The sequence below is a fragment of the Blautia obeum ATCC 29174 genome, assembly GCF_025147765.1.
GTDB classification, from domain to species: Bacteria; Bacillota; Clostridia; order Lachnospirales; family Lachnospiraceae; genus Blautia_A; species Blautia_A obeum.
This window is the reverse complement of the sequence record NZ_CP102265.1, coordinates 689844-709626: the sequence shown is the minus strand read 5'-3', so window position 1 is coordinate 709626 and position 19783 is coordinate 689844. Positions and strand designations below refer to the sequence as shown.

The following is a 19783-nucleotide window of genomic DNA, read 5'->3' as shown; positions in this document are numbered from 1 at the left end:
GCACTTATTCTTCATCCAACAGAAGCTCTGCCAGGATATGATTGCTCACATGAATTCCTTTTCTTGTAAATCTCCAGTTTGTACCAGTCTTCTCCAGGAATCCGGTCTCTTTATATTTTTGCAGGACAGAACCATAAATATTCTCAAGCTTCTGTCCGAAATTCTGTTCAAAATCGATTTCTGAAATCCCTTCCGTCATACGAAGCCCCAGATACATAAATTCTTCTATCTGGTCTTTAAGTGAAAGTTTCAGAACATCTTTACGAATTCGTTCTGTGTTTCCGGAAAATCCCAGATATTCCTGCATATCTCTCGTATTGGAAAAACGGTTTTCCCCATAAAGAGAAGATGCTCCCAGCCCCAGGCCAAGATATTCTGTACGTTTCCAGTAACCGATATTATGCCGACATGCATATCCGTCTTTTGCATAATTGGATATTTCGTATTGTTGATATCCATACTCTGCAAGAATCCCCGCTGTGTCCTCATACATCTGATACTCCGTATCTTCATCCGGAAGGTCCAGTTCACACTCCGCGAACGGAGTTCCCTCCTCGATGATCAGACTATAGGCAGAAATATGTTCCGGTTTCAGCTCCGCGACCTGACGAAGGTGAGCACGCCATGCCTCTCCTGTCTGTCCGGGGATTGCAAACATCAGATCTATATTAATATTTTGAAACCCTGCTTCTCTTGCCCACTGATAACTCTGAAGAAATTCTTCATATGTATGAATTCTTCCAAGCATCCTCAGCTCTTTCGAATCCGTGGACTGCAGTCCCAGACTCAGACGGTTGATTCCTGTTTCTCGGTAAGCATTAAGTTTCGCAAGATCAACTGTGCCGGGATTTGATTCTATTGTTATTTCTGCATCCGGCGAGAAACAGAATTTCTTTTGAATTGTCTCCATAATAGAAGCAATCGCTTCTGCTTTCAGTACGGAAGGAGTCCCCCCTCCGATAAAAACAGAAACGATCTCATACGCTTCAACACCCTGCACCGCCTGAATCTCAGCACGCAGAGCCTTTATATATCTGTCTCTTGTCTCCTGATCCGATGGACCGGAGAGGAAATCGCAGTACTGACATTTCTGCACACAGAACGGTATATGAATATATAATTCCAGTGGGATACGATTCTTATTCTTCATTGTCTCCACCCTCATCAGAAGAACCCGATGTATCTTCCGACTGATCCTGGCTCTGCATATTCGAAGCATCTGTAGTATTCGCATCACCCGCACCCGTATCTGTACTGTTTGTCACCGCTGATGGATTTTCTGCCAGATACAGATTCACCATACTGATATCTCCATTCGAAGTAACTGCTGCCGCATCTACCGTATCCGGTGCCGGTGTTGGTGATGGTTCCGGTGTGATACTGATCTTCAGTACCTGTTCCGAAGCAGGATCTGTCTTTTTCTGTCCGCAGCCACATCCCGTCATAATCACACAGAGTGTCAATGCACTCCCCGCAACAATATATCTCATAGCTTTTGCAGTTCCTTTTTTCATGGCCATGCCTCCCTTCTGTAAGTCCGCCGTTCACAACAATATGCATTCCATATTCACGGTCTCTCCCGTCAATTATTTATCGTCCAGTTTCAGTACACTCATAAATGCCTTCTGTGGAATCTCTACGTTTCCGACCTGGCGCATACGTTTCTTACCTTCCTTCTGTTTCTCAAGAAGTTTCTTCTTTCGGGAAATATCACCACCATAGCATTTGGCAAGAACATCCTTTCGCATAGCGCGGACAGTCTCACGGGCAATGATCTTGCTTCCGATTGCAGCCTGGATCGGAATTTCAAAGAGCTGTCTCGGAATTTCTTCTTTCAGCTTCTCACACATCTTACGTCCACGCTCATAAGCAGTATCTGCATGTACGATGAAAGAAAGAGCATCAACTTCTTCCTTATTAACAAGGATATCAAGTTTAACCAGTTCACTGCGTTCATAACCGCAGAGCTCATAATCCAGAGATGCATATCCTCTGGAACGGGATTTCAATGCATCAAAGAAATCGTAAATGATCTCATTCAGTGGAAGTTTATATTTCAGAAGTGCTCTGGTTTCCTCCATGTATTCCATTCCGTTATACTGACCACGGCGTTCCTGGCAGAGATCCATGATTGCACCGATAAATTCAGTCGTTACCATGATCTCAGCATTTACCATCGGCTCTTCCATATATTCAATCTCAGATGGATCCGGGAGATTGGATGGATTTGTCAGTTCGATCACTTCACCATTCGTCTTATATACTTTGTAAACAACACCTGGTGCTGTCGTTACCAGATCAAGATTGTATTCTCTTTCCAGGCGTTCCTGGATGATTTCCAAATGCAGAAGTCCAAGAAATCCACAACGGAAGCCAAAGCCAAGTGCAATAGATGTCTCCGGTTCAAAGAACAGAGAAGCATCGTTCAGCTGCAGTTTCTCAAGAGCATCTCGAAGATCACCATATCTGGCGCCATCAGCCGGATACAGTCCACAGTAAACCATTGGCTGTACTTTCTTGTAACCTGGAAGCGCTTCTGCACACGGTCTTTCATTATCGGTAACTGTATCACCAACTCTGGTATCACCAAGATTCTTAATGCTTGCGGTAATATATCCAACCATACCGGCTGTCAGCTCATCACATGGAATAAACTGTCCGGCTCCAAAATACCCGACCTCCACAACTTCTGTCGTAAATCCTGTTGCCATCATACGGATCTGTGTACCCTTTTTAACACGGCCGTCCATAACACGACAGAAAACAATGACGCCTTTATAAGCATCATAAACAGAGTCAAAGATCAATGCCTTCAGCGGAGCATTTACATCGCCATGCGGTGCCGGAATCTTCGTAACGATCTGTTCCAGAACTTCTTCAACATTCAGTCCTGTCTTGGCAGAAATTCTCGGTGCATCGTGTGCCTCAAGTCCGATCACATCCTCAATCTCGTTGACAACGCGCTCCGGATCTGCACTTGGGAGATCGATCTTGTTAATGACCGGAAGCACATCCAGGTCATGATCCAATGCCAGATAAACATTCGCCAGCGTCTGCGCCTCGATACCCTGTGCTGCATCTACGACCAAAATCGCCCCATCACAGGCAGCAAGACTTCTGGAAACCTCATAGTTAAAATCGACATGCCCCGGTGTATCGATCAGGTTAAAAATATATTCTTCTCCATCATTAGCCTTATAAACGATTCGTACAGCCTGAGACTTGATCGTGATACCTCTCTCTCTCTCAAGTTCCATATTATCCAGCACCTGAGACTGCATCTCACGTTCTGTCAGTGTACCCGTCTTCTCAATAATACGGTCAGCCAAAGTGGACTTGCCATGGTCTATATGTGCAATAATGCAGAAATTACGAATTTTGCTCTGGTCTATCATTCTGCGAAATTCCTCCTTATGTACTTCTCTTTATTTTCCAAAAAACTATTCCTTATATAATAAAGTATAGAAAATCATACTACGAGGCATTATAGCATAGCTTTTTACCTTTAGTCCAGTTCTTGTAAAGGGATATTTCTGCTGACACACCGTTATGACGCTGTTCACGTCTGTATTACTGATCTGTGTTCTTATTATACGAACATTTGTTCTGAATTACAAGCGTTATTTTTTTAATTTTCCCCCTGCAGCACCCGGTTCAGGATATCCGCAAAAGGATCCATTGCATTTTTTACCTCCTGGACAGTATTTGTCTGAGCCCCTGCCTCCAAAAGCAGGGCTCGTGGACGCAGATGCAGATTATAACGTAATCCTGCCAGATAAATGCCACGGTACAATTCAGGATAGTACAGAGCCGCCTGATACTCAAGCTGGAAAGAAAATGCCAGATTATCCTGTATGTACGGATTTGGAAGGTATGAAAGATCACCGCTGTTTATTGTATGACTCAAGCCATTATAAAACATGATCTGCGCTGTCGGTTTTCCGTTAATTTCGGTGACCAGATGGCGATCTTCCGGTACGCCATCCCGGTGCAGGTCTATCAGAATCTGTATAGATGGATTCTCTTCCAGAACAGGTTCCAGCCACGCTCTTGCATAGTCATATGCTTTACTCCGGTCAAGTTCCCCTCCAGCCAGATCAAATGATTCCGTTACATGCATAACCTGATAGCCATAATTTTCTGTCAGAAGCTGAGCCAGATAATCCCCCACCCCCACGATCGTATCTTCTGTCTTTCCTTCTCTGGAATCTGCAAAAGTCTCCTGCGAATGACTATGATAGATCAAAATCTGTGGCTCCGCTTTTTCCTTACGGAGCGTCAGATCCTCCCCAAGAAGAGCAGCCGCATTCAACTGTTGCGCACTGGTTTCTGTATTAGGATCAAGAATAAAAAAATGATTCATCAGATAATCGTAATCTGCCAGTCTTTCCGGTGCAAGGTCAATTTCCGGCATCGGCTGCACCTGGGCGGCTGCCGTAGTAACTTCCTCTTCCCCGGTAGATTCTTCGGTTAAATTTTCTTCTGGCTCTGTCTGTTTATCTGCATTTTTTACTTTCTGCTCTTCTGTATTTTGAGTTATCGGAGTCACTGTAATCTCTGTTTTCTCAGTTGGAGTTATCACATTCTCTTCCTGTCTCTCAGCTTTTAAGTTCTGTTCGTTCTCTCTCTTTGTCTGCTTGTCCACAATCTCTTTATCATTTTCTTGGCTTCCGACTTCTTTATTCTCATCTACGACCATCCTGCCAAGATAACGTGCATTGCTCTCCATCAGCTTTTCATAAGTCTCACGGTCCTGTCCAACTGAACGCTCCTGTGCCTTCTCTTCCAGAAAACAGTACAATGGAAGCTGGCGAAATACATTTTCGTGCAGCACAAGAACGCCCGCTGTCACGGATAGCGTCACAAGCACACAGCCTTCCACAATCAGATACAGTGTTTTCCGGAATCTCGCCACAGAACCACTCCTTTCAAAGTATCCTATGACAAACCAACCTCAATTATGACTTTGCATCATTCTACCAGTCATTTGTTCTGCATAAATCAGTTAGCGAAATTTTATTCATGAAAGTCATGCCTCACCGAACGCTGTATTCAATCCTTCAGATATTGTAAAGCTCAGGTATTTTACCGTCTCATCCACATCCTTTGGTGTCACAAACATGCTGTAGAGATTCGGAGCAATCATTTCTTCCAAAAATTCTTTCTGCTCCGCTTCTTCCAGTGCATCCAGAAGATGTGCCATCGAATCATGAACGATCGTTGCCGCATCCACAACCGTCGGAACACCGATTCCAATCACCTTTACCTGCAGATTGTCCTCCGTTAGTCCATTTCTGTGATTTCCCACGCCTGACCCAGGATGAATTCCTGTATCTGTAATCTGGATCGTTCGATTCAGTCTGCGGACACTTCTGGCCGCAAGTGCATCAATTGCAACTACTACATCCGGTTTCGTTTCCGCAACCACTCCCTGTATGATCTCTGCAGTTTCCATACCGGTCTGTGCCATCACTCCCGGCACAATTCCACTGACACGGTGCATTTTTTCATGATCAATTCCTCGAAGGCCGTATTCCCTTATGATATGACGGGTCATCCTTAAATTTTCTACCACATGCGGTCCCAGTGCATCAGCAGTGATTCCTGCATTTCCGAGCCCCACCACAAGAATGGATTTTTCCTTTTTCAGATCAATGAGTTGTTTCAGATGTTTGGAAATCTCCTCTGATATCTCACGATGATAATCTTCATCCGGTACAGACAGATCCGGAGCTTCTATTGTAATGTAAGTTCCCTGCGGTCTTCCCATCGCCTTTGCACCGTTTTCTGTCACGATCCTGACGACAGTCGTTCGTACATCCTTTTCTTCATCATAGTCCTCCTGAATCTCTACACCACGAATCTCTGTGTTTTCTTCTTTAAAACGTTCTGTTGTTTCCAGTGCAAGGTCTGTTCTGATTCTTTTGCTGACTGCCATCTCTCTTCCTCCTGATCATCTGAATTATTGATATCCGATTATCATCTGTAAAATTTTGTTTCTTATCTGTCTACAATATTTCACTTTATCATTAATGTCTCTGTTTTAAGCCTATATTATGTATGGAAGATTTTTCTCACAGTAATATTATGTTTATATTTTTTTAACATTTCCGCATTTTACTATTGACAAGTAAAAATAAATATACTATCATATATAAGCATGTTTACAGAAGCGCCCGTGTCTGTTTCTGTAACAACGACACATTATTATAAATCTGAAATGGAGGTGTACCAATTGGCTAACATCAAATCTGCAAAGAAAAGAATTTTAGTAAACAGAACTAAAGCTGCTAGAAACAAATCTATCCGTTCTGCTGTTAAAACTTCCATCAAAAAAGTAGAAACTGCAGTTCAGAAAAACGATAAAGCTGCTGCACAGGCTGCTCTTACAGAGGCTATCTCTACAATCAGCAAAGCAACATCTAAAGGTGTTTATCACAAAAATAACTGTGCAAGAAAAATTTCCCGTCTGTCTAAAGCTGTCAACAGCATTGGCTAATTCAGGAAATATACATTTTTAATTATAAGCTTATAATTAAAAAGACAGTCACAACCGTCAGTGACTGTCTTTTTTTGTATACAATAGGAGTATAGTAAAATTTAATTTAACAGTTTTTTCAGCTCCTCAACTTCACAACCTGTATATTGTGCTATCTTCTCCACTGGTTCTCCTGCATTATGCATTAAGCGGATTATTTCTCTTTTTCCTTCTGCGATTCCCAGATTTAATCCATCTTGCCTTCCGCTGCTATACCCGTCCCGCCTTCCACTGTTATATCCAGCCTCATACTCTGCTTCCCGCAGTTTTCGCTCTTCCTCTTCTTTATCATACTCGAATATACTCATCGTGATGACCTCCGACTTATTTTTTCGAAGAAATTCAGCAAGGATTCCATTCTGAATGCAGTCATTTACTGCCTGTTCTACTGCTGTATCCAAATCAGCTTCTCTTGCGTTTTCCCGTACTTTTGCTACATATTGCGCATATTCTCTTAAAATCTGGTACTGCTCCATTAATTCACAGTTATGACCTTCATTGATATTCAGGGTGAGTACTTTCAGTTCCAGGTTTGGCCCACCTGTCTGATTTTCGTAAGATTCCGAAAGATAGTTAATCCAGTAATCCTCATCTCTTTCTGTTCCATTATAAAATACAATGAACTTCGGAGCAGGGATTTTCTGCAATGCTGAAGAATATAAAGATTTATGGTTTACAAGTTTCTGGTATTCTCCAGTGTCACAATCTCCAATACATCCGAGTCTTCGTAGTTACTCCCATTCACCGCATTGTACAAAGATAGCAGATTTTTTCTGTCAGAAAACAGTATTCGGAAAACCGTATCCTTGTACTTTCTGTTTGCTTTCACAACCTTGTTTACCTTTCGTTTGCTATCTGCAGTATAGTTTTTTCTTACAACAACTTCACGGTTCTTTCTTTTTGCCATAGGCCTACCTCCTGTCTGGCAGGAGTTTCGAAATGTACCGCATTGTTATTGTCACCACCCCGAACTCCTGCTTTTTTATTTTGATTGGATTTAAAAGCATGGATTTCTGAAATGATTTTAGAAACTACTTAGACGGCAAACATGCCATGAACTTTTGAGAAATATGCTTTGCATTTATAGTATCATTTGTTCTAAACATCTTCAAGGCCTTTACAAAATTTTAATTTTCTGTACTGGCGTAAAACAGACCGGAGCTCATAAACTCCGGCCTGAACATTAAATTCGAAATTCTTTTAACAGATTTTCCAACTCTTCTACTTCATAACCTGTATATTTCGATATCTTCTCCACGGATTCTCCTGCATTATACATTAAGCGGATTATTTCTCTTTTTCCACTGTTATATCCAGCCTCATACTCTGCTTCCCGCAGTTTTCGCTCTTCCTCTTCTTTATCGTATTCGAATATACTCATCGCGATGACCTCCGACTTGTTTTTTCGAAGAAATTCGGCAAGGATTCCATTCTGGATACAGTCATTCACTGCCTGCTCTACCGCTGTATCCAGATCAGCTTCTCTTGCGTATTCCCGCACTTTTGCTACATATTGCGCATATTCTCTTAAGATCTGGCACTGTTCCATTAATTCAGGGTTATGACCTTCGTTGATATTCAGGGTAAGTACTTTCAGTTCCAGGTTCGGTTCACCTGCCAGATTTTCATAAGATTCCGACAGGTAATTAGTCCAACAGTCTTCTTCTCTTTCACTGCCATTATAAAATACAATGAAATTCGGCGCGGGAAGCTTCTGCAATACCGAAGAATACAGTGATTTATGGTTTACAAGTTTCTGGTATTCTCCAGATATATAGAACAGATCTCGCAGTGGCATATTGGGATTGTACGTTGACTGATGCTCGTACAAAAACAAACCCGTATCCACGATAAACGCCAGGTCATTCTTCATTCCCATATATACTGCATTTTCCAATGTCACAATCTCCAGTGCATCCGGATCTTCATAATTACTTCCATTCACCGCATTGTACAAAGATAGAAGATTGTTTCTGTCAGAAAACAGCATTCGGAAAACCGTATCCTTGTACTTTCTGTTTGCTTTCACAGCTTTGTTTACCTTTCGTTTGCTGTCTGCAGTATAGTTTTTTCTTACAACAACTTTACGGTTCTTTCTTTTTGCCATAGGCCTACCTCCTGTCTGGCAGGAGTTTCGAAATGTACCGCATTGTTATTGTCACCACCCCGAACTCCTGCTTTTTTATTTTGATTGGATTTAAAAGCATGGATTTCTGAAATGATTTTAGAAACTACTTAGACGGCAAACATGCCATGAACTTTTGAGAAATATACTTTGTATTTATAGTATCATTTGTTCTAAACTTCTTCAAGTAACTTTATGAAATTTTAATTTTCTGTACTGACTCAATCGAACAGAATGACTTCTACCAATTAGAACGTGCTCATTGCGCACAAAAACTGCCATAGCATATACCATGACAGTTTTTATACGTCTTTTATAATCTGCTCTCAATTTTGGTAATATACTTTTTCAGAAGAATTGCCCATTCGGACATTTTTTCTTCTGTAAAATGACTCGCAAGACCACTGATACTGATTGCCGCATACAAGTTTCTGTTACGGTCAAATATCGGCATTGCAACACATTTTATTCCAAATTCGTGCTCCATATCATCAATTGCATATCCACGCTGACGGGTACGCACAAGCTCCTGTTTAAATACTTCTTTATCTGTGATACTGTTCTCTGTAAACGCTTTCAGCTCATGCGAATTCAAGTATTCATCAATTGCACGTTCATTCATATTCGCCAACATTGCTTTTCCAATTCCTGTACAGTACATCTGCGCTCTTTCTCCAAGAATCGATCTCATCAATTCTACAGATTCCGCTGGATACATTGCATCCAGGTACAGTACTTCTTCTCGATATGGAACTGCCAGATAGACTCGTTCTCTGGTAATATTAGATAATTCCTGCATATAAGGTCCGGCAATTTTAGTAATGGAATAGGTATCTCCCAGAGCTTTGCTTAAAGTAAACACCTGAATCCCCAGACGATATTTTCCAGTCTCCTCATCCTGTTCCAAATATTCCATTGCTTTAAGAGTAGAAAGAATATTATGTACTGTACTTTTATATATCCCAAAATATTCGCTAATCTCTGTCACACCCAATACCGGTTTATCGGCAAAAAGGTTTAAAATTTCCAATGCTTTTTGAAGACTTTTCACTTTAATCTCGCTATTATCTATCATATATATGTGCTTTCTCCTTCCTGCCCCAATAATGTCACTTCTTTTTCATACATCAACTATTGCAAAAATATTTCTAATGTATTGCTGCAATTTCCTTCGTAGGCAAAGTTTTCTGTGCAATAATTATAACATCTGTTTTTTTTACGTTCAATATTTTTTAATATTTCATATTCAAAGCTGCAATATTTCGAATAATTATATTCATTTTGTACAAAAACAGGGCATGTACAGTACATACCCTGTCCTTTACCATATAAAGCATTTTTCACTAGTTTTTTAAACAATCACTTATTATTGTACCATTCTGCAACTTCGTCCAGTTCTGTCTTCGCATCTGCATCCTGAAATACCACATTCTGAACTGCTTTTACAAGTTTTGTACAAAGTTCTGTGTAGTCCGCCGGATAAAATGTAATTTCACCTGTTTTAGCATATTCGCTCCACATCTGCATACTGTCATACATTACGTTTTCTTTGACGCTTTCATCATCAAATACTCCTGTACGAACCGGCAGACAATTTGCAGACACCCACTGTACTTGATTTTCTTCAGACAAATAGAATTTGATGAAATCCATTGCCATTTCCGGATTCTGTGCATATTTGCCAATTGCAAGTGTTTGTCCTGCCACATATGCCGGTGCTGATTCCCCTTCCTTTTCTCCAGGGATTGGACAAGAAGTAAAGTTATCTGCAAAATTCGAAGTCATGATTGTTGCTGCACGCTGTGTTCCTGCATTTACAGCATCCACAGTGCCACTCTTAAACGCATCTACCACATCATCATAAGCCATATTCATGGTTGTCTGATCCATAGAGCCATTATCAACCAGTTCTTTGATGAAATTAACAACTTTTACGCCTGCATCACTGTTAAATACTGCTTTTCCATCTTTATCCAAGAAATCACCGCCAGCCGAACGGATCCACGGAATAAATGTCTCAATAAGTCCGGTTCCATTTCCATCTTCGCTTAATCCGAGCGCAAAACCAAGGGAAGTATCCGTAGATGCTTTCGAACTCTGTGCAAGCAGATCATCCCATGACTGTGGAGCACTGTCATAAAGATCGCTTCTGTACCACATTGCAGTTACACGGCTTTCCCATGGAAGGGAATAAATTTCCCCATCACTCTGGGTGAGTTTATCTGAGGTATAAATATAATCTCCCATCTCGGTAATAAAATCTTTCGCATAATCCGTCATTGGCTGAACTGTTCCGGCATCTATATGCTGTTTCAGCTGATCAGAGAAACAGTTAATGATATCCGGGCCTTTTCCTGCTGCCGCTGCCTGGATTGCCTGGGATTCAAATACACTGTAGTTGAAACTTTCTACCGTAACTGTATTTCCATATTGGTTGGTCTCATTATATTCTTTTACAATATTAGACAGCACCACACTTCTCGGATCTTCGGTAGATTTTGGATCCAGAAAGATCCAGAAAGTCATATCCTTTCCGCCTTTATCCGTGTCAGAATCTTTTGAGTCTGTATTCTCTGCAACCTCTGTAGTTTCCGAAGTATCCGATGCCTGTTCTTTTGCAGAATCCCCCGAACCGCAGCCAAACAGTGACATAGTCATAGCCATAGAAAGTGCAATACCCAAACCTTTTTTTAATGTTTTTGCCTTCATAAATCTCTTCTCCTTTTCTTGTCGCATTATCCCTTGACTGCTCCTGCCGCCATTCCTTCCACAAATCTTTTCTGCATACAGATGAACAGAATAATGATCGGAATAATTGAAATCATAACTGCTGCCATCAGAAGTCCCCATTTAATACCATACTGCGTAATATACTGATAAAGGCCTACTGAAATCATTTTCTTCTCGCTTGCTGTAATAAAGGAACTTGATACAAGATAATCATTCCATACATACACTGCCGAAAGAAGTGCTGCTGATACAATACCCGGCTGGGAAATCGGAAGGATCAGTTTATAAAAAGCTTTTGATTTCGAACAGCCATCAATGATTCCTGCTTCTACAATTTCCATAGGAAGTTTCCGGAAAAAACCTTCCATGATCCATGTAAGGATCGGCGTCCTCCATGCAGTATAGATCAGTACCAGAAGAATCCTTGTATTATACAGATTCAGTTTTACACTGAGCATGTACAGTGGTACAAGAAGTGCAACTGGCGGTACCATACTGGTCATCAATATAAAGAAGGAAATTCCTTTTCTGAATCGGATGTTAAAGAATGTAAGCGCGTATGCCGCATGAGCTGCTACAAATGTTGCCATCACGATACTGATCAGTGTTATAAGCAGACTGTTTTTCATATAGAGCATAAAGTCAGATTTCGTAACTACATCAATAAAGTTATTCCATGTAATTTCTTTTGGTATGATCTCCGGTGGAAACATTGTCACTGCACTGTCCGTTTTCAGTGCAGTGGACAGCCCCCACAGAACCGGAAACAATGAAACGATCGCTGCTGCGATAAGGGCAATAACCGTCAGAAAATCCAGCCCCGGCGTTTTACCAAGAGAACTTTTTCTTTTTCCCATTGTTTCGCCTCCTAATTGTCGTTGGTTTTCAGGATTCTTACATAAAACAGACTAAATACAATATTCAGAAGGAAGATAATAATACTGTACGCTGCTGCTATGTCCATATGCCAATAGTCAAATCCATTCTGATAAGCTGCCAGACTCAGTGTCTGTGTCGCATTAAACGGTCCGCCTGCTGTCAGTACGTAGATTAAAGTTACCATATTGAAATATTCAATACTCTGCATAACAAGTGCAGTGACCATGGTCGGACGGATCATCGGGAGAGTCAGTTTCCAGTAGATCATTTTTCTTGAAGCACCATCTACCTGCGCCGCCTCGATCAACTCCGGCGAAATCGTCTGCAGTGCTGCTATCGTCAGAATAATTACGACCGGAACCGTATTCCATACGTTTACAATAACTACCAGGATTTTTGCAATGATTGCTGAACTGAAAAGATCCATTTTTTTACCTGTCAGCTGATAAGCCCAGGAGGTGATCAGTCCATAGTTTCCATTAAGAAGCCATTTCCACAGGAGCGCAGTAACTGTCTGCGATAATGTCCAAGGAATGATGATCATAGTACGGAAAATTGTCATTCCTCTAATCTTTCGGTTCAGAAGAGTTCCGACTCCGATACCGATCGGCATCGCCAGCAGCAGGGATAAAACTACATAAACAATTGAATTGATTATATTTTTCAGTCCATCTGACTCAACCATAACAGATATATAATTTTTCAATCCTACAAATTCCCCAACCATTGCATACTGCGTTTTGTGAAAACTGGTATATACAGCTTCAAAAATCGGAATAACAGTAAAGCAGCATATCAACAGTAACGCCGGTGCAAGAAAAAGAATTGCTCTTCCGGTATCACCTTTCTTTTTTCTCATTTTTTCCATTGTGTTACTCCCTTTTCGCTGAAAGTTTCAGTTTTTAATCCTCATATTCCTTCAAAATTTCTGGAAGAGTGATCAGATTGCCTTCATGTTCTTTGATGTATTCCTGTGCGATCTTTCTTGCTCTCGCTTTTTCTGCTTTTGCCTTTTCTTCATCTCTGTAAACAGAAGCGCCAAGGCGAATCAGTTCTTCCTGAATTTCTTTTACTTCCTGCTCTCTTGGCTGGACATGGTTCTTTGCACACACAGCTGCTGCAACACCGGAAGCCTGTCCGATTCCCATGATACCGCCCTGTGTTCTGTAAGATCCATGAGCCTCACTTGTTCCGGAAATGCACCGGCCGGAAAGGATCAGTCCATCAATATGTTTTGGGATCAGACATCTGTACGGAATATCATAAGTGTCTTTCGGAACTTTCCACACACCACCGTTTCCATATCCTTCTTTTCCATCCGGATTGTGAAGGTCGATCGGAAAATATCCTCTTGAAACTACATCCTCGAATTTTCTTCCTTCGTAGACATCCATGCCGGTAAGTGTATGCATGCCTTCGATATGTCTTGTTTCACGAACGCCGATCTCAGCATTGGTAACGCTTACAAATGCATTTTCAAATCCCGGAACATACTTAATCATAAATTCTGATACAGAATTGATCTGCCTTCTTCCGTCAATCTCGCTTTCTGTTCTCTTTACGACATCCGTAGCATCCAGTCCGCAGATTCTGGTCGCATTAAAATGCATGGTGTTTGGATGAATACCATTCAGTACGATCACGGAGTCTCGTCCAAATTCCAGGTCACCTGCCTCGACTGCTTTTTTTACCAGCTTCTTAAATCCCTGTCCAACAAAATAATGCTGTTTCAGTCGATCATCAAACTCTCTCATTGGAACGATATCTGATAAAAATTCAAAATCTTCCTGATTCTCCTGAATGTAGCGGAATACTTTTTCTGTATCTACATTTGCCATCTCAAACATTGCGGAAGAAGGACTAAATTTGTGTTCCACAGGATCACCGATGCAGTAATTTTCTCCACACCTTACAGCAATGTCCCCATCACCGGTCGCATCTACGATAACGTGAGCAGAAAAGTGAAGTCTGTCTCCGCCTTTTGAAACGGTTGTGAGTCCAGTCAGTTTAAAGTTATCGCAGTCTACAGAATCGATCATGGAATGATACAGAATATCTACGCCAAATTCTTTCAGCATTTCAACCGCTACATATTTATACTTTTCCCTGTCATAGAATCCAAGAGAATCTCCACTTCCATAAGGATCTAGCGTTTTCATATGCCCGGTACTTCCGGCTTCTTTTACCATACGATCCATAAAATCCTGTGGAATACCATTGATCACCTGTTCATCTTTATAATGAAACGGAGAAATCGGGCCAAGGACACTGGCTGTTGCCGCTCCACCTAAGAATCCGTTCTTTTCAATAAGAAGTGTATCTGCGCCTAATTTTCCGGAAGCCATTGCTGCCATGATTCCCGCCGGTCCGCCGCCTACAACAATAACATCATAAATCTGTTTCATCTTTATCTCTCCTTCTTATTTTGAAATAAATTCCATTGCTCTGTCTGAAAGTTCTTTTATCTGTCGTAACTCTGACAACTCTGTTTCACTGATATAGTCTGCTGTATTTTTTCTGGTCCGTGCTTTGATGGAAAATCCGATTTCTTTCGCAAGATATGTTTTTGCACTTAACGGATAGTTTTTCAGTTCTATGAAAGAACACGGTGTAAGTATATCCTGTAAATATTCTGCCTTCTCAGGTTCCTTTTCCCAGTTCTCCAGCAGCCATGCATACAGTGCCGGGTGGAAGTTCGCCATAACTCCGCTGTAGCCAGCCGCACCATACTTCATACTTTCCAGAAGTGTGGAAGTATTGGCATTGTATAATTTCATATTGCTGCCTTTCATGATCTCAAGTTTTTTCCTGATTCCCTCGATATCACAACATGTGTCTTTTAGGAAATAAAACCTTCCACTGTCCGCACAAAATTCTACAACTTTTGGAGAAAGAATTCTTTTGTACGGATATGGGCATTCATAAAATCCAAGCGGAAGATTTTCTGGAAGTTCACTCATGATATTCTTTAATCTTTCGATCAGAACTTCGTCAGATTCATTTGCCGCTGCCAGACGGTTGGATAAAAGGATTACTGCATCTGCGCCTGCTTCGGCAATTCCGTTTAACTCCTGGATCTGGTCATGCAGGGAATAGGAAACATGACCTGATGAAATAACGGGAACTCTTCCATTTGCTGCTTTTTTGATGAAACGAGTGAGTTCTTCTCTTTCTTCCATAGAAAGATAAAACATTTCACTTGACTGGCACACCGCAAATAATCCAGAGGATCCTTCCTTTATGTACCAGTTTATAAGCTCTTCCAGAGCTGGATAATCTACATCGCCGTTTTGCTGTAAGGGAGTCAGCATAACCGGCCACATGCCATTTGGAAATTTTTTCTCCATCTTGCTCTCCTTGTTCTTTATTATTGAACTCTGTTCTCATAGGTGATCTTTAAAAAATCTCGATCGCTCGAGCTCTTCGTTCTTTATTATTGAACATCGTTCTTTATATTTATATATTATCATATTCATCCTTCTAACACAATAGACTATATCAACTAATATTTGAGTGTTTTTTTGTATATTATCTCCAATATTTAAATGAGCTGCTGAAAGTTATCACACTTAGCAGCAGCTCATTTGCATTATCTTCTTTTATCAGCCTCCGAGTTCTACCATACAGTGAATGTAGCGTCCGGCGCCTTCCATAACATTTTCCGGAAGTTCGATCACTTCTCCGCCGGTTCCCTTCAGGCAATTGTAAATATCCATCAGTGTTGTGATCTTCATGTTCATACAGGTCAGCATGACAGACAGCGGATAAAACTGTTTGTCCGGACATGCAAACTGGAGATGTTCCACAATACTGTTCTCTGTTCCGATGATGAATTCTTTATTCGGAGATTTCTTTGCATATTCCATGATTCCAGTTGTAGAACCAACATAATCAGCAAGTTCTACGACTTCCTGACGGCATTCCGGATGAACCAGAAGCAATGCATCCGGATGTGCTTTCTTTGCTTTTTCTACATCTTTGGTGCTGACGATAATATGTCTTGGACATCCACCTTTGTAGAAGGCAAACTCTTTTTCCGGAAGTTTCTCTGCAACAAAACGTCCCAGGTTCGGATCCGGGATAAACAGAATCTTGTCATTATCCAGTTTACTGCAGATCTGTACTGCAGAAGAAGATGTCACGCAGACATCGCACTCTGTCTTTAGTTCAGAAGTCGTATTGATATAAGCAACTACCGCATATCCCGGATGCTCTGCTTTTAACTTACGCAAGCTCTCCAGATCCAGCTGTTCTGCCATTGGACATCCGGCTGTCGGATTGGCAAGCCATACTTTCTTCTCCGGGCTTAAAACCTTACAGGTCTCTGCCATAAAACGAACGCCACACATGATAACACCTTTACAGTTACTCTTGGATGCCTGCACGCTCAGTCCATAAGAATCGCCCATATAGTCTGCAACTTCCAGTATTTCCTGTCCCTGGTAAGCATGTGCCAGAATACATACATCCTGTTCTTTTTTCATTCGCAGGATCTCCTGCTGAATTTCCTGTATTGTCATAATTTAATATTTCCCTTTCCTGTGCTCTGTTCCCATGGCTGAAGCGGAGCCAGAAAACCGGCTTTCTTCAACTGTTCTTCAATCAGATCCAACCGTTCTTCACTTGCGGCTTCCACCAGATGATAATGATATCCTGAAGTTGCATTACTTAAAACAGTGGAATGACTGTTCTGCAATGCCTGTACAAACTCACTCACATCCTGTCTGGAGCGAATATCCATCTCCGCGCTGACACGACCATAAACTCTGTGACTGATACTGATATTTTTGACATGCCCCCCACAGTCTACGATCAGATTCAGTTCCTCAGCAGCTTTATCCTGGCTATGACGAACTTTAAATTCTCGACTGCAACTGCTGTCCTGCTGAATCACATACCCCTTTGTTGTTGACAATATTCCCGGCGTAGAAGCCCTTATCACCGCCAGATCCTGCACGATCACCTGACGGCTGACACCAAATTTTCCCGCAAGCTCTCTTGCTGCCACCGGAGCATCTGCATTATGAAGGATCTTTAAAATTTCTCCGCGTCTTTCTGCAGTGTTCATAAGGTCTCCTCCTCTCACACCGCATGAAGATTTTTCATGGAAATGTCAAGGATTGGTGCAGAGTGAGTCAAAGCTCCGCTGGAAACAAAATCAACACCGATTTCACGGATCTTCTGAATATTTTCTTTTGTGATATTACCAGAGCATTCGGTCTGTGCTCTGCCATTGATCAGCTCAACCGCCTGTTTCATTACTTCCGGTGTCATATTATCCAGCATGATGATATCCGCACCAGCTTCTACAGCCTCTTTCACCTGTTCCAGTGTCTCTACCTCGATCTCGATCTTACGGACAAATGGTGCATACGCTTTTGCCATCTGTATCGCTTTGGTTACGCTTCCGGCTGCCCCGATGTGGTTATCTTTCAGTAAAACTCCATCTGAAAGATTATATCTGTGATTACATCCGCCTCCAACTCTTACTGCATATTTTTCAAATACTCGGCAGTTCGGGGTTGTCTTACGGGTATCCAGTAAAGTTACTTTGCTGCCTTCCAGAAGTTTCGCAACCTGTCTGGTATATGTGGCAATTCCACTCATTCTCTGCAGATAATTCAGTGCTACACGTTCTCCGGAAAGAAGGACTCGAATGTCACCTGTTACAGTTGCCATCAACTCACCTTTTTTTACTTCATCTCCATCTTTGCAGTGAAAATCAATCTCTGTTTTTTCATCCAGGATTGTAAATACTCTCGCATAAATGTCAAGTCCGGCAATTACACCATCTTCTTTTGCGATAAGCTCTACGGTTCCTTTTGTTGCTGTCGGCATAACCGCATTTGTAGAAACATCCTCGCTTGTAATATCTTCCTGCAACGCCATACGGATCAGCTGATCAGCCTGCATTTTCATTGTAATTTCATTCATGACTCTTCTTCATCCTTTCGATTTCATTTAAAACCATTTCATGATAAACAGTCAGAACTGCGTCTCTGTCCTCATATGGTTTCAGATCTATGCTACCCGGTCTGCACGGATCTGGTTTTCTTCCAAATATGATATCATCTGCAGCGCGTCTTGCAAAGACCAGAGATTCAAGAAGTGAGTTGCTTGCAAGACGGTTTTTGCCGTGCACACCATTACAGCTTGTCTCACCGCAGGCATACAGCCCCTTCATGGAAGTACGGCTTCCAAGGTCAACCTTGATTCCACCCATGAAATAGTGCTGTGCCGGAACGACCGGAATCGGCTCTTTACGCGGATCAAAACCTTCTTCTACACATCTGTGAAAAATATTTGGAAAATGTTTCATGATGGTTTCTTCTCCCAGTGGACGCATATCTTCCCACACGAAATCAGTACCGTCTTTTTCCATCTGTGCAAAGATTGCCTGGCTGAGCAGATCTCGCGGCTGCAATTCATTTGTAAAACGCTGTCCGTTTTTATCATACAAAAGTGCACCTTCCCCTCTGACAGATTCAGAAATCAGGAAACGGCGTCCTGGTTTATGAGAATAAAGAGTAGTCGGATGAATCTGTATATAATCCAGATGTTCGAGTACCACCTGATGTTTCATGGCGATTCCAAGTCCATCGCCTGCAATATGCGGGAAGTTGGTGGAGTTTTTGTAAAGACCTCCGAGACCACCACATGCCAGAACAACGTATGGTGCTCTGACCGGATATACTTCATTCTTCTCATCCATGACGATTACCCCGCCACAGACGTTGTCTTTGGAAATGATATCGACCATGGTCATATATTCGCAGATTTCAATATTGTCTCTTGTCAGTGCCTGATTCAGAAGAGTCTGTGTGATCTGTTTACCGGTAATATCTTCATAGAAAAGGATTCTCGGCTGAGAATGTGCTCCTTCTCTGGTGAAATCCAATTCTCCCGTCTCTGTTCGTTCAAATGTAACATTTCTCTGTAAAAGATCTCGGATAATACTGTTAGAGCTACGGATCATCAGCTCGACTGCTTTTGCGTCATTTTCGTAATGGCCCGCGCGCATGGTATCTTCAAAGTAATCATTATAATCTTCTTCTCCTCTGAGCATGCAGATACCGCCCTGTGCCAGAAAGGAGTCGGACTGATCCGCCTGCTGTTTGGTCAGCATCAGTACTTTCATTCTGGAAGGCAGATTCAGTGCACAGTAGAGACCTGCGGCTCCTGTTCCTACGATAATGACATCGTAATTTTCTTTCATTTTTGTTTCCTCGTACCGGTTGATGCCGGATTTTCTGTTGGGTTTTGTATTTTTATGTTTTCTGATTTGTGATTATACTACCCGACATGTTAGGTGTCAAGACACCTATGTATATTGGTGTAAAGAAATTCTTGCACTATCCGTGCCTTCGCCCCTTCCCGGGAGAAAAATTAAATAAAAGCGAAAACAGATGGATAAATATAGTACCCGGAAACATCTGCAATCGTTCGTCGTTGTACTTGAATATGTTCGGGCTGTGTTGGCAAAATCGGAAACTCTGTCTGAGCGTAGCGAG

General features: G+C 41.7%; 19 protein-coding genes. 1 reads left to right on the top strand and 18 read right to left on the bottom strand.

Annotated elements, in window-relative coordinates; translation table 11 throughout:
• Positions 1 to 4: 4 nt before the first annotated feature.
• The 5 genes from hemW to gpr form a co-directional block, all read right to left on the bottom strand.
• A complete protein-coding gene (hemW, locus tag NQ503_RS03375) occupies positions 5 to 1150 on the bottom strand; it encodes a radical SAM family heme chaperone HemW (RefSeq protein WP_005422678.1) in 1146 nt (381 codons plus the stop codon).
• On the bottom strand, positions 1140 to 1514 hold the full coding sequence (locus NQ503_RS03370) for a hypothetical protein (protein ID WP_118051118.1): 375 nt from the start codon (positions 1512 to 1514) through the stop codon (positions 1140 to 1142). The genes hemW and NQ503_RS03370 overlap by 11 nt, the downstream gene beginning before the upstream one ends.
• Before the next feature lie 72 nt (positions 1515 to 1586).
• Positions 1587 to 3395, bottom strand: a complete 1809-nt coding sequence (gene lepA / locus NQ503_RS03365; protein ID WP_005422675.1) for a translation elongation factor 4 — start codon at positions 3393 to 3395, stop codon at positions 1587 to 1589.
• A gap of 233 nt (positions 3396 to 3628) precedes the next feature.
• Positions 3629 to 4915 carry a stage II sporulation protein P gene (locus tag NQ503_RS03360; protein WP_049940363.1) on the bottom strand — a complete coding sequence of 429 codons (1287 nt, stop codon included), beginning with the start codon at positions 4913 to 4915 and terminating at the stop codon, positions 3629 to 3631.
• Positions 4916 to 5029: 114 nt separating this feature from the next.
• On the bottom strand, positions 5030 to 5938 hold the full coding sequence (gene gpr, locus NQ503_RS03355) for a GPR endopeptidase (protein WP_005422673.1): 909 nt from the start codon (positions 5936 to 5938) through the stop codon (positions 5030 to 5032).
• Between the two features lie 282 nt (positions 5939 to 6220).
• On the opposite strand from gpr, the gene rpsT reads away from it, so the two are divergent.
• Complete coding sequence (gene rpsT, locus NQ503_RS03350) at positions 6221 to 6499, top strand: 30S ribosomal protein S20 (protein ID WP_070100264.1); 279 nt, start codon at positions 6221 to 6223, stop codon at positions 6497 to 6499.
• A gap of 101 nt (positions 6500 to 6600) precedes the next feature.
• On the opposite strand, the gene NQ503_RS03345 is transcribed toward rpsT, so the two are convergent.
• From NQ503_RS03345 to NQ503_RS03290, 13 genes are all read right to left on the bottom strand, one after another.
• Positions 6601 to 7185: a hypothetical protein gene (locus NQ503_RS03345; protein ID WP_049940362.1), complete on the bottom strand. Its 585-nt coding sequence runs from the start codon at positions 7183 to 7185 to the stop codon at positions 6601 to 6603.
• 26 nt (positions 7186 to 7211) lie between these two features.
• Entirely contained in the window at positions 7212 to 7445 is a 234-nt protein-coding gene (locus tag NQ503_RS17560) for a hypothetical protein (protein ID WP_330380118.1), read from the bottom strand.
• A gap of 276 nt (positions 7446 to 7721) precedes the next feature.
• On the bottom strand, positions 7722 to 8645 hold the full coding sequence (locus tag NQ503_RS03340; protein WP_055055680.1) for an RpnC/YadD family protein: 924 nt from the start codon (positions 8643 to 8645) through the stop codon (positions 7722 to 7724).
• Positions 8646 to 8976: 331 nt separating this feature from the next.
• Positions 8977 to 9738, bottom strand: coding sequence for an IclR family transcriptional regulator (locus NQ503_RS03335; protein ID WP_005425464.1), 762 nt, complete (start codon positions 9736 to 9738; stop codon positions 8977 to 8979).
• Positions 9739 to 10022: 284 nt separating this feature from the next.
• Positions 10023 to 11372 (bottom strand): ABC transporter substrate-binding protein, encoded by a 1350-nt coding sequence (locus tag NQ503_RS03330; RefSeq protein WP_172675413.1) that lies wholly within the window; start codon positions 11370 to 11372, stop codon positions 10023 to 10025.
• 26 nt (positions 11373 to 11398) lie between these two features.
• The gene (locus NQ503_RS03325; protein ID WP_005425473.1) at positions 11399 to 12250 is read right to left on the bottom strand and encodes a carbohydrate ABC transporter permease; all 852 of its coding nucleotides are present in this window, start codon (positions 12248 to 12250) and stop codon (positions 11399 to 11401) included.
• An 11-nt stretch (positions 12251 to 12261) separates the two neighbouring features.
• Positions 12262 to 13140, bottom strand: coding sequence for a carbohydrate ABC transporter permease (locus NQ503_RS03320; protein WP_005425475.1), 879 nt, complete (start codon positions 13138 to 13140; stop codon positions 12262 to 12264).
• Positions 13141 to 13174: 34 nt separating this feature from the next.
• Positions 13175 to 14677 (bottom strand): FAD-dependent oxidoreductase, encoded by a 1503-nt coding sequence (locus tag NQ503_RS03315; protein WP_005425477.1) that lies wholly within the window; start codon positions 14675 to 14677, stop codon positions 13175 to 13177.
• A gap of 15 nt (positions 14678 to 14692) precedes the next feature.
• Positions 14693 to 15619 carry a dihydrodipicolinate synthase family protein gene (locus NQ503_RS03310; RefSeq protein WP_005425479.1) on the bottom strand — a complete coding sequence of 309 codons (927 nt, stop codon included), beginning with the start codon at positions 15617 to 15619 and terminating at the stop codon, positions 14693 to 14695.
• A gap of 255 nt (positions 15620 to 15874) precedes the next feature.
• Complete coding sequence (gene nadA / locus NQ503_RS03305; protein WP_259893273.1) at positions 15875 to 16792, bottom strand: quinolinate synthase NadA; 918 nt, start codon at positions 16790 to 16792, stop codon at positions 15875 to 15877.
• Positions 16789 to 17340 (bottom strand): transcription repressor NadR, encoded by a 552-nt coding sequence (locus NQ503_RS03300; RefSeq protein WP_005425483.1) that lies wholly within the window; start codon positions 17338 to 17340, stop codon positions 16789 to 16791. Before NQ503_RS03300 ends, nadA begins: the two co-directional genes overlap by 4 nt.
• A 14-nt stretch (positions 17341 to 17354) precedes the next feature.
• A complete protein-coding gene (gene nadC, locus NQ503_RS03295) occupies positions 17355 to 18206 on the bottom strand; it encodes a carboxylating nicotinate-nucleotide diphosphorylase (RefSeq protein WP_005425485.1) in 852 nt (283 codons plus the stop codon).
• Entirely contained in the window at positions 18199 to 19488 is a 1290-nt protein-coding gene (locus NQ503_RS03290) for an L-aspartate oxidase (protein ID WP_005425487.1), read from the bottom strand. Before NQ503_RS03290 ends, nadC begins: the two co-directional genes overlap by 8 nt.
• Positions 19489 to 19783 lie beyond the last annotated feature (295 nt).

Excerpts from the sequence above, each read along its gene's own strand:
- hemW (WP_005422678.1), bottom strand. The coding sequence starts at position 1,150 with ATGAAGAATAAGAATCGTATCCCACTGGAATTATATATTCATATACCG.
- NQ503_RS03370 (WP_118051118.1), bottom strand. The coding sequence starts at position 1,514 with ATGAAAAAAGGAACTGCAAAAGCTATGAGATATATTGTTGCGGGGAGT.
- lepA (WP_005422675.1), bottom strand. The coding sequence starts at position 3,395 with ATGATAGACCAGAGCAAAATTCGTAATTTCTGCATTATTGCACATATA.
- gpr (WP_005422673.1), bottom strand. The coding sequence starts at position 5,938 with ATGGCAGTCAGCAAAAGAATCAGAACAGACCTTGCACTGGAAACAACA.
- rpsT (WP_070100264.1), top strand. The coding sequence starts at position 6,221 with ATGGAGGTGTACCAATTGGCTAACATCAAATCTGCAAAGAAAAGAATT.
- NQ503_RS17560 (WP_330380118.1), bottom strand. The coding sequence starts at position 7,445 with ATGGCAAAAAGAAAGAACCGTGAAGTTGTTGTAAGAAAAAACTATACT.
- NQ503_RS03340 (WP_055055680.1), bottom strand. The coding sequence starts at position 8,645 with ATGGCAAAAAGAAAGAACCGTAAAGTTGTTGTAAGAAAAAACTATACT.
- NQ503_RS03335 (WP_005425464.1), bottom strand. The coding sequence starts at position 9,738 with ATGATAGATAATAGCGAGATTAAAGTGAAAAGTCTTCAAAAAGCATTG.
- NQ503_RS03330 (WP_172675413.1), bottom strand. The coding sequence starts at position 11,372 with ATGAAGGCAAAAACATTAAAAAAAGGTTTGGGTATTGCACTTTCTATG.
- NQ503_RS03325 (WP_005425473.1), bottom strand. The coding sequence starts at position 12,250 with ATGGGAAAAAGAAAAAGTTCTCTTGGTAAAACGCCGGGGCTGGATTTT.
- NQ503_RS03320 (WP_005425475.1), bottom strand. The coding sequence starts at position 13,140 with ATGGAAAAAATGAGAAAAAAGAAAGGTGATACCGGAAGAGCAATTCTT.
- NQ503_RS03315 (WP_005425477.1), bottom strand. The coding sequence starts at position 14,677 with ATGAAACAGATTTATGATGTTATTGTTGTAGGCGGCGGACCGGCGGGA.
- NQ503_RS03310 (WP_005425479.1), bottom strand. The coding sequence starts at position 15,619 with ATGGAGAAAAAATTTCCAAATGGCATGTGGCCGGTTATGCTGACTCCC.
- nadA (WP_259893273.1), bottom strand. The coding sequence starts at position 16,792 with ATGACAATACAGGAAATTCAGCAGGAGATCCTGCGAATGAAAAAAGAA.
- NQ503_RS03300 (WP_005425483.1), bottom strand. The coding sequence starts at position 17,340 with ATGAACACTGCAGAAAGACGCGGAGAAATTTTAAAGATCCTTCATAAT.
- nadC (WP_005425485.1), bottom strand. The coding sequence starts at position 18,206 with ATGAATGAAATTACAATGAAAATGCAGGCTGATCAGCTGATCCGTATG.
- NQ503_RS03290 (WP_005425487.1), bottom strand. The coding sequence starts at position 19,488 with ATGAAAGAAAATTACGATGTCATTATCGTAGGAACAGGAGCCGCAGGT.